This window comes from Micrococcus sp. GPGPB33 (genome assembly GCF_037853785.1).
Lineage (GTDB): Bacteria > Actinomycetota > Actinomycetes > Actinomycetales > Micrococcaceae > Micrococcus > Micrococcus luteus.
The window spans coordinates 1665537-1674841 of the sequence record NZ_JAQMWO010000002.1 but is presented as its reverse complement, the minus strand read 5'-3'; the positions used below and the strand labels follow the sequence as shown (position 1 = coordinate 1674841).

At 65.9% G+C, this 9305-nt stretch carries 12 protein-coding genes; 7 read left to right on the top strand and 5 right to left on the bottom strand.

Annotated features, from left to right (window positions below; all coding sequences use genetic code 11):
* On the top strand, nucleotides 1-954 hold the full coding sequence (locus POD19_RS08080) for a TIGR03571 family LLM class oxidoreductase (RefSeq protein WP_020622158.1): 954 nt from the start codon (nucleotides 1-3) through the stop codon (nucleotides 952-954).
* Nucleotides 955-1001: 47 nt separating this feature from the next.
* Complete coding sequence (locus tag POD19_RS08075) at nucleotides 1002-1487, top strand: Dps family protein (RefSeq protein ID WP_020622157.1); 486 nt, start codon at nucleotides 1002-1004, stop codon at nucleotides 1485-1487.
* 80 nt (nucleotides 1488-1567) lie between these two features.
* On the opposite strand, the gene POD19_RS08070 is transcribed toward POD19_RS08075, so the two are convergent.
* On the bottom strand, nucleotides 1568-1978 hold the full coding sequence (locus tag POD19_RS08070) for a RidA family protein (protein ID WP_043276424.1): 411 nt from the start codon (nucleotides 1976-1978) through the stop codon (nucleotides 1568-1570).
* 73 nt (nucleotides 1979-2051) lie between these two features.
* Here POD19_RS08070 and POD19_RS08065 point away from each other — a divergent pair, with 73 nt between their 5' ends.
* The gene (locus POD19_RS08065) at nucleotides 2052-2429 is read left to right on the top strand and encodes a winged helix-turn-helix transcriptional regulator (protein WP_020622155.1); all 378 of its coding nucleotides are present in this window, start codon (nucleotides 2052-2054) and stop codon (nucleotides 2427-2429) included.
* Between the two features lie 44 nt (nucleotides 2430-2473).
* On the opposite strand, the gene POD19_RS08060 is transcribed toward POD19_RS08065, so the two are convergent.
* From POD19_RS08060 to modA, 4 genes are read right to left on the bottom strand one after another with little or no spacing between them, the layout of a single operon-like run.
* Nucleotides 2474-2995 carry a hypothetical protein gene (locus tag POD19_RS08060; RefSeq protein WP_020622154.1) on the bottom strand — a complete coding sequence of 174 codons (522 nt, stop codon included), beginning with the start codon at nucleotides 2993-2995 and terminating at the stop codon, nucleotides 2474-2476.
* 37 nt (nucleotides 2996-3032) lie between these two features.
* On the bottom strand, nucleotides 3033-3770 hold the full coding sequence (locus POD19_RS08055; RefSeq protein ID WP_020622153.1) for an ABC transporter ATP-binding protein: 738 nt from the start codon (nucleotides 3768-3770) through the stop codon (nucleotides 3033-3035).
* Nucleotides 3767-4573 (bottom strand): ABC transporter permease, encoded by an 807-nt coding sequence (locus POD19_RS08050; protein ID WP_020622152.1) that lies wholly within the window; start codon nucleotides 4571-4573, stop codon nucleotides 3767-3769. The genes POD19_RS08055 and POD19_RS08050 overlap by 4 nt, the downstream gene beginning before the upstream one ends.
* Complete coding sequence (gene modA / locus POD19_RS08045; protein ID WP_024357651.1) at nucleotides 4551-5339, bottom strand: molybdate ABC transporter substrate-binding protein; 789 nt, start codon at nucleotides 5337-5339, stop codon at nucleotides 4551-4553. Before modA ends, POD19_RS08050 begins: the two co-directional genes overlap by 23 nt.
* Before the next feature lie 173 nt (nucleotides 5340-5512).
* Here modA and POD19_RS08040 point away from each other — a divergent pair, with 173 nt between their 5' ends.
* Genes POD19_RS08040 through POD19_RS08025 form a run of 4 tightly spaced genes read left to right on the top strand, consistent with a single transcriptional unit; the run spans nucleotide 5513 to nucleotide 9155 of the window.
* Nucleotides 5513-6604, top strand: a complete 1092-nt coding sequence (locus POD19_RS08040) for a ThiF family adenylyltransferase (protein ID WP_070709080.1) — start codon at nucleotides 5513-5515, stop codon at nucleotides 6602-6604.
* Entirely contained in the window at nucleotides 6534-7796 is a 1263-nt protein-coding gene (locus tag POD19_RS08035; protein ID WP_308302087.1) for a molybdopterin molybdotransferase MoeA, read from the top strand. Before POD19_RS08040 ends, POD19_RS08035 begins: the two co-directional genes overlap by 71 nt.
* Nucleotides 7793-8749, top strand: a complete 957-nt coding sequence (gene moaCB / locus POD19_RS08030; protein ID WP_043282516.1) for a bifunctional molybdenum cofactor biosynthesis protein MoaC/MoaB — start codon at nucleotides 7793-7795, stop codon at nucleotides 8747-8749. Before POD19_RS08035 ends, moaCB begins: the two co-directional genes overlap by 4 nt.
* Nucleotides 8742-9155, top strand: coding sequence for a molybdenum cofactor biosynthesis protein MoaE (locus tag POD19_RS08025; protein ID WP_020628091.1), 414 nt, complete (start codon nucleotides 8742-8744; stop codon nucleotides 9153-9155). The genes moaCB and POD19_RS08025 overlap by 8 nt, the downstream gene beginning before the upstream one ends.
* Nucleotides 9156-9305 lie beyond the last annotated feature (150 nt).

Below are 9305 nucleotides of genomic sequence, written 5' to 3'. Positions count from 1 at the left end.
ATGACCGCTTTGGACACGCTCACCGAGAACGGCTTGTCCCTCGGGATCGAGCTGCCCCTGGACAACGATCTCGCCCGACGAGACGTCTCCGGTCAGGGACTCTTCCCTGACCTGACCCGGCATCAGGAGCGTGCGCAGCTCGCCGACCGGCTCGGGTTCCGGGCGCTCTGGCTGCGGGACGTGCCGATGTGGCGACCGCGTGACTTCGGCGACGCCGGACAGGTCTTCGACCCCATCCCCTACCTCGGCTACCTCGCCGCATCGACCGAGCACATCCTGCTCGGAACAGCGGGGATCGTGCTCCCCTTGCGGCATCCAGTCGCGCTCGCGAAGGAAGCTGCAACCGTGGATGTCCTCTCCGGTGGGCGGCTGCTGCTCGGCCTCGCCTCGGGCGACAGGCCGGGTGAGTACCCGTTCTTCGGAGTCGATTTCGATCGTCGGGGAGAGACCTATCGCGACGGTGTGCGCGTGCTGCGTGAGATCTGGTCGCAGGCGGCGCTGGGCCGGATCGATCAGGACTCGTTCCTGCCCGCCCCTGCGGACGGGACGATTCCACTGATCGGGATCGGTGGCGCGCAGCAGTCTCCTGCGTGGGCGGCAGAGCACCTCGACGCGCACATGACGTACCACCGTGCAGGTCCGCAGATGCGCGCCGTCGCTGCGCAGTGGCGGGCGATATCGCTCAAGCCGTTCATGACGAACCTCTACCTCGACCTCGCGGAGAACCCGGACGCTCCCTTCGAGCCGATCCGCCTCGGTGCACGGGTCGGCACCACCGGTCTCACCGATTACCTCACCGGACTGGCAGCGGCAGGGGTCGTGCACGTCAACCTCGTGCTGCGGCCGGGACGACGAGACGTTGAAGACGTCATGGAGGAGATCGGACAAGACGTCATCCCCGCCCTCCGAGCCCGAACCGCATCAGAGCCAGCCGGCGCAGACATCCGATCGTGACCGAATCCACCGAAACAAGAAACAAACGAGCAGGGAGAACGATTGATATGAGCAGCACAGACACCATCGCCACGACTGCGAGCGACCCGACAGCGGTTGTCGCGACCGCGCAGTTCCTTACCCCCGTCGTACTCGGCCTTCAGGGGCTGACCATCAACGCCAAGCAGGCGCACTGGCACGTGCGTGGCTCGAACTTCGTCGGCGTCCACGAGTTGCTGGACACCATCGCAGGCAACGCCGGCGAGTTCGCCGACGCGGCAGCGGAACGCATCGTCGCCCTCGGCCTCCCGCTCGACGCCCGCGTCAGCGCGGTCGCCGAGAAGAGCTCCGGGACAAGCGTCCCGGCCGGCTTCGCGAACTCAGACGACCTCGTGCACGCGGTGATCGCAGACATCGACAGGCTCCTCGCCGACGTCCGCGCAGCGGTCGATGGCCTCGACGGCATCGACCTGACCAGTCAGGACGTCGCGATCGAGATCCAGCGAGGTCTCGACAAGGACCGCTGGTTCCTCGTGTCTCACATCGCAGCCTGACCGACCTGCCAAAGCGGCGCCTCTCACCGGTCCGGTGAGAGGCGCCGCGCACACTACGTGGTGCAGTCGGACAACACGGGCTAATCGAGGATCGCGGTGACTTCGAGCTCAACGAGAACGTCCGGCTCGAAGAGGTAGTCGACCCCGATCAGGGACGCGGGCGGCAGGGGCTGAGGCAGCTTCAGCTCCTCAGCGACCCGAGCGATCCCGTCCATGAAAGGTGCGATCTTCTCGGGCTCCCATTCGGTGACGTAGAAGGTCAACCGAAGCGCATCGTCGAAGGATGCACCCGCGCCTGCGAGCGCACGAGCTGTGTTGCGGAGAACCTCCGCGACCTGACCCGCGAGATCGTTGATCGCGATGGGCTTTCCTTCCGCACTACGGGCGACCTGGCCGCTGATATGCACGTGACGCGTGCCGGTGCCAATGGCGACGTGATCATACGGCGTTCCTGGCTGGAGACCGGCAGGACTGAAGCGTGTGACTGGCATAGAAGGTCCTCTTCGTTGGTGGTTTACTATTGATACTTGGTAGTTGAAGGACACTTCAAGGAGACCTGGTTTCATGGCCGATACCGACGCCGTATGCGAAAGCGAGCTGCGTATCGCGACGCCGCATCGCGAGCTGCTCGACCAGGTGCTCGACAAGTGGTCACTCAGCGTGCTCAACGAACTGTGCGAGCGACCCTGTCGGTTCAACGAGTTACGGCGTGCGATTCCGGGAGTGACGCAGAAGTCCCTCACGGCGACGTTGCGTCGGCTGGAGCGAAACGGAGTCGTGCAACGCCGAGTCATCAGCACGCGGCCGGTGGCCGTCGAGTACGGGATCACCGCCTTGGGCAAAACGTTGCGCGGGCCGATTGACGCGCTCGTCGCCTGGGCAGATGAGCAACTGCCGAACATTGAACGCGCACGCATCGCCTTCGACGAAGACGAACAGTAGACGTCGGGACATCTTTCCCCCTCGCGACCAAGCAAGAGCGCGGCTCAGCTCTCTGTCGGATGTTCAGGCTTTGCGCCTTCTCTGTCTCCCATGACGGCGTCCACCATGCCCATCGTCGCGTCGAACTGCGTCATGACCAGCGCCGCTGTGCTCGCGAAGCCGCACGCGAGAAGGATGAGCAGCGAGGGAACGAACTCAGTCGGATCGGGCACCCAGCCTCCCAATGTCCATGGCAGGACCATGGCGATGACGATGCCGGCGCTCGAGAGCCATTCGTTCACGAATAGAGCGCGTGAGGAGCCGGACCCGCCCCTCGCGAGGATACGACGTCCTGTTTCCACTGTCATCGCTACCAGGAGGATGCCGAGGACGATGAAGCTCAGCGCGCCCCAGAGCGGATCAAGCGACGCGAGCACGAGCGGAACAAGGAGCGGAATGGAGTAGGCGGTGAAGACCCAGCGGACCGACGAACGGAGATACCGGTCCGCAGCCTCCGACGCTGCGAGTCGGCGGTGCATCTCCGAGTCGATGTAGAAGAACACGCCCACGATGAACGTGCCGAGCATCGTTCCCGATACTCCGGCGAGCCCCAAGAGGAAGTCATCATCCGTACCTGACATCGTCTGCGTCCCTTCTTCCCTGGGCACCTGTGAAGCGGGCAATCCATGCGGTCGCAGGATTTCGTGCCAGATCGGCGAGGCTTCCTCGCTGCGTGATGCGCCCTGCCTCAAGGACGATCACCTCGTCAGCGAGCACCTCGACGTCTTCACGGTCATGTGTGACGAGGATCGTCGGACCGGCGAACTGGCGGAGACGCAGACCGAGGTCGGCACGCACTTCATCCCGGAACTCCACGTCCAGCGCCGCGAGCGGCTCGTCGAGGAGCAGTGCCTTCGGCTCGGATGCGAGGGCACGGGCTAGCGCTACACGCTGAGCTTGCCCGCCGGAGAGTGCACTGGGGTATCTCTCTGCCAGGTCCGCCATTCCGAAGCGAGACAGCCAGGGGTCTGCGCTGCGCCGGGCGGCGGACCAACGCCCACCGCGGACTTTGGCTGAGAAGGCGACGTTCTCGCGCACCGTGAGGTGAGGGAAGAGGAGCAGGTCTTGGAACATGACGCCGATCCTTCGCTGGTCAGCAGGAAGACCGGCCAGATCCTTGTCCCCCAGTCGAATCGTGCCGTGGGACTCGGTGAAGCCTGCGATCGCCGCGATGGCGCTGGACTTTCCGGCACCGTTCGGTCCGACGACGGCGAGCACACTTCCGGGATCCGCTTTCAGCTCCACGACTACGTCGAAGGCGGGGCGTGGGATACGTGCGGAGACGGTGAGCTCGAAGGTCATGCGGTGCCTGGCAGCCATCGGTCGCGGAGTGCGAGGAGCACACCCAGTGATACCGCGAGCAGGACGAGTGCGAGGGCGATCGCGGTGTCGGGGTCCGAGTTCATCGCGAGGTACGACGCGATCGGGAGTGTGCGCGTCACGCCGGGGAAGGAGCCGGCGAACGTGATAGTCGCGCCGAACTCGCCGAGCGCGCGGGCGAAGCACAGCACGGCGCCCGCGGCGATTCCAGGCGCGGTCAGCGGAACCGTCACGAGGCGGAAGATCTGCCACGGGCTGGCGCCCAGGGAGGCGGCGGCTAGTTCGCTGCGGCGGTCCGCTGATCGCAGCGCGCCTTCGACGGCGAAGACGAGGAAGGGCATCGCGACGAAGGTTTGCGCGAGCACAACGGCACCGGTGGTGAAAGGAATAGTGATGCCGACCTGCGTGAGCCATTGCCCGAGGATGCCTCGCCGTCCCAGCAGGAGAAGCAACGCAATGCCGCCGACAACGGGAGGCAGTACCAGCGGGATAGTGATCGCCGCCCGCAAGAGGCGGCGCGGCAGGACCTTCCAGTGAACGGAATGGCTCAGCAGGACGGCTAGCGGGATACCGAGGATGAGACTCAGGCCGGTAGATAACGTCGCCGTGAGTAACGAGAGCCCGAGCGCCTGCAGTACCTCTTGCCGAACGAAGAGTTCGCCCAGCTGGCCCCATGGTGCACGCAGGATGAGTCCGAGCAGCGGGAGAACGAGCAGCGCGAGACCGATCACCCCGAGGGCGAGGATGACCGGCTGCCGGCGTTCACGGGGCCGCGAAGCCTGCATGCTCGAAGACCTGACGTGCCTCATCGGAGCGGAGGTAGTCGATGAACGCCTGTCCTGCGTCGGGGTTCGGTGCCTCGGCAAGAAGGGCGACCGGATAGTTGTTGATCACCTGCTGCGCCTCAGGCACATCGATGCCTTCCACCGCGCTCCCTGCTGCGACGACGTCGGTCACGTAGACCAGTGCGGCGTCGGCCTCACCCAGAGAGACTTTCGTCAGTGCGGCACGCACGTCCTCCTCAAGTGTGTCCGGTTGGGCCTGAACACCAGCAAGGTCGAGCAGGGACTGCGCTGCGGCTCCACACGGCACCGCGGTGTCGCACAATGCGATTGTCAGCTCAGGCCGTGCGAAGTCGGCGAGACCGGTGATCCCTGCAGGGTTCCCGGCGGGAACCGCGATCTGCAGCGTGTTCGTGACGAGCACTTCCGGATCGGCGGCCAGGCCTGCGTCGACAACAGACTGCATCGTCGCCTCATTCGCTGAGAAGAACACGTCCACCGGGGCACCGGAGACGATCTGCTCGGCGAGCGCCGACGATCCGCCATAGCTGGCGACCACGTCGACATCTGCGTTCGCGTCCTCGAACCTCTCGGCGAGGACGTCGATCACGTCGGTCAAGGAGGCTGCGGCCAACACTGTCACCGTTCCGGAGGTCATGTCGTCCTTGCTTGCCCCGACATCCGATTCGTCGCTTCCCGTGCCGGGCGATGAGCATCCAGCGAGCAGAAGGAGCGCTGCGGCTGCCGCAAGGAGGGAGGGGGCACGCACGACAGGAACTCCTCTGAAAGACGGTCGGTCAGGCGAACGAAGTTGCCGACCTGTCTCAAGCCTCCCGTAGCCGAGGTCGTGAGAATGGCCTGCGACTGCTGGGCTTTGTCTGCTCTCTGCTGTCTCGCCGCTTCCGACCTCACCCGCTGGGACCGGCTCCCTAGCCTGAAGGCATGCCGGTCAATCCGCTCTCTCCGACCTTTCAGAGGCAGCGCGTCCTCACGGGCTTCGGCGTTCCCGCTCAGGAGCGTCTTTCGAGAGCGCATGTGCTCGTGATCGGCGCGGGTGGGCTGGCCAGCACCCTGTTGCCGGTCCTTGCTGCCGCAGGCGTCGGCAGCCTCACGATCGTCGATGACGACACTGTCGCCGAATCGAACCTGCACCGGCAGACGATGCACACGCCCGGCGACATCGGTCGCAGCAAAGCGGTCTCAGCCACCATAAGGCTCGCGTCGCTCGCTCCTGATGCTGAGCTCCGCGCCGTCGAGGGGCGTTTCGACGCCGTGACAGCCGAGGGTCTGCTGCACGGTGTGGACGTGCTCGTCGATGCCAGCGACAACCCGGCAACAGTGATGCTGGCAGACCGTGTTGCTGCCGAACGCGGCATTCCGCTCGTGTGGGGGTCAGCACTGGGGTACGCCGGCCAAGCAGGCGTGGCATGGGATGCCAGAGGCACCGACTACCGCGACTTGTTCCCGCATGGTCCGGACTCCAGTGCGGACACCTGCGACATGATCGGCGTGCTGCCGAGCGTATGCGCCGTCATCGGGGCGTTCATGGCGACCGAGGCACTCAAGCTCCTCACCGGCATCGGAGAGCCGTTGATCGGCCGGGTCGCCGCGTACGACGCACGCACCGGCCGCACCCGCGAGATCGCCTACCGGCGCGACGAGTCCGCCCGTGCCGCAGCGCAGAACATCGAGACCACTCCGCTGTCATCCGACGATCAGAACGCCGTCTCGCCCGAGGAACTGCGCGACCTGCTCACAGCTTCCTTCCCGCCGCTGCTGATCGACGTACGCGAACCGTGGGAGGCCGACATCGCAGCGATCCCGGGAAACGTGCTGATCCCCTTGACCGAACTCCCTCGCCGGGCACCAGAACTCGACACCGGTCACCCCATCGTGCTGTACTGCCACCGCGGCACACGCTCACGCCAAGCGCTCGATCAGCTCCTCCAACTCGGATTCTCCGATGTGCGGCACCTCACCGGAGGCATCGATGCCTGGGCTGTCCGCATCGACCCCACGGCGAGCAGGTACTGACATGCCCCGCACATCGGTCGCTGAGCACACGGCCCGAGTCCGCACCCTCCTGAACGCCGTGAGCCAGCGCCCCGTCGAGCAGGTCGCCCTGTCTGACGCGCTAGATCGGGTGCTTGCCCACCCCATACGGACTCCGATAGATCTGCCCCCGTTCCGGAACTCACAGATGGACGGCTTCGCCGTCCGTACGGTTGACCTCGCGCGGACGCCAAGCAGTCTGCCGCTGCGCGGTGCGATCCCCGCTGCTCCTGGCACACCTGGGCCGCTTCGCCCTGGCCATACCGTCCGGGTCATGACCGGTGCGCCGATCCCCGACGACGCCGATGCGGTCGTCCCTGTCGAACACGCCACCGTCCAGGGAACGACAGTGACGTTCACGCGGAAGCCGGACGTCGGAGAGTTCGTGCGTGAAGCCGGCTCTGACCTCGCGGTCGGTGAGCCTCTGTTGTCTGATGGATTCCGGCTCGCTCCTCGCCACCTGGCGGCGCTCGCAGCTGCGGGAGTGGCGTCCGTCCCCGTTCGCTCACAGGTACGTGTCGCAGTGATCTCGACCGGAAGCGAGCTGGCCGCTCCCGGTGAGCTTCTGGCTCCCGGCCAGATCTACGACGCCAACGGCCCCGCACTCGCCGCAGCGGTACGAACCGCCGACGCCCTCTTGGTCGATGAGCATCGTGTCGTCGATGACACGGCCGCGTTCGCGCGCGCTCTCGACGCGTCGTGTGCGGCGGGAGCCGAGATCTTGCTCACCAGCGGGGGCATCTCGGCAGGCAACTACGAAGTCGTGAGGGAGCTTCTGGAGCCGCTCGGGGCGCACGTCGATACTCTCGCGATGCAGCCGGGCGGCCCCCAAGCCACTGCCATCTACAAAGGCGTTCCCATGGTGTGCTTCCCAGGCAATCCCGTGTCCGCGCAGCTGTCGTTCATGCTCTTCATCGAGCCGGTCCTCCGTGAGGCAGCAGGACTGCACGCGCGACAGCCCGAGCCGCGGACCCTGGCCGAGCCCCTCACCTCTGTCGCCGGGAAACGGCAGTTCCGCCGTGGTGTGGGGTTGCCTGGAGGCCGGGTGGCACCGGTTGGCGGCCCTTCCTCGCACCTTGTCGCCGCCATGGCGGCATCCGACATGCTCATCGATGTCCCGATCGATGCCGTCACCCTCGACATCGGGACACGCGTGGAGACCTGGAATCTATGAACGAACTGCCGCACCTCGACGATCACGGCCGATCGCGGATGATCGACATCGGCGGGAAGGCGATCACTCGGCGCACGGCGATCGCGACCGGCCGCCTCGACACGACACCGGCGGTGCTGGAACTGCTCGCCGCCAACCAGCTGCGCAAAGCAGACGCGCTCCCGACAGCGCGGGTCGCGGGCATCCAGGGCGCCAAGCGCACCAGCGAACTTGTACCCCTCGCGCACACATTGCCCCTGGAGTCCGTCACCGTGGACTTCGAGCTCAGCACCTCATCGGTGGAGATCCGGGCCACGGTCGCAGCGACGGCGAAGACTGGGGCCGAGATGGAAGCCCTCACCGCCGTCGCCATCGCCGGTCTCGCTCTGCACGACATGATCAAGTCCGTCGATCCGGCCGCCGTGCTCGGAGACATCCACCTCATCGAGAAGACCGGAGGAAAGCGCGGGCACTGGGTTGCAGGCGCATCCGTGCCCGCAGACCACGGACAGGCGGTCGTGATCGTCTCCTCAACGAGCACCGCGGCCGGTACGCGCGAGGATCTCACCGGTCCGGCAATCGCAGGCTGGCTTCGCGACCACGGGTATCAGCCAGACGAGCCCGTCGTTGTCGCTGACGCGGATATCTATCAGGCGCTCACGGATGCTCTCACCAGCGAGCCGGTATTGATCGTCACGACCGGCGGCACCGGGGTGCATCCCGAGGACCGCACCCCCGAGGCGACGAGCGCGGTGATCGAGAGAGCACTTCCCGGCATCGCCGAGGCCATCCGTGCAGCGGGCCGCGCGGCGACGCCGACAGCCTCGCTCAGCAGGGCGCTTGCAGGGATCGCCGGACGCACGATCGTCATCAACCTGCCTGGATCGCCACGCGGCGTGGAAGACGGCCTCATCGCACTGGAGCCGCTCTTGCCACACCTGCACGACCAGCTGGCCGGCGGCGGACATGCCTGACCCGATCGGTTTCGTCACCGCTGCTCCGCTGGACAAGACGCAGCTGGAAACACGGATACGCAGTAGGAAGAACGGGGCGGTGGTCACCTTCGAAGGCATCGTGCGCGACCATGATCACGGAGAGGACGTCGGCTCTCTCGACTACGAGGCGCACCCCGACGCGGAACGAATCCTCATCGACGTGTGCACGAGGATCGCTCAAACCACGGACTGCGATGTCGTCGCCGCTCACCGCATCGGTCACCTCGAGATCGGCGACGTCGCACTGGTCACGGTCGTCGCCGCCCCGCACCGGGCAGAGGCGTTCGCCGTCTGCGGGAACCTCGTCGACGCGATCAAGGCAGAGGTTCCGATCTGGAAGCACCAGCACTTCACCGACGGCAGATCGGAGTGGGTGGGGTTGTAGATACACCGCACGACCTAGCGAACCCGCCGGGTGAACGATGGTGCAATCACCGAGGAAAGAGGCGCCAGATGACTGGCATTGAGACTGAAGCACACAACTTTCATGGCAACCGACTTCCCCCGTCAGAAGCCGCCCGCGTCGCACCCACCG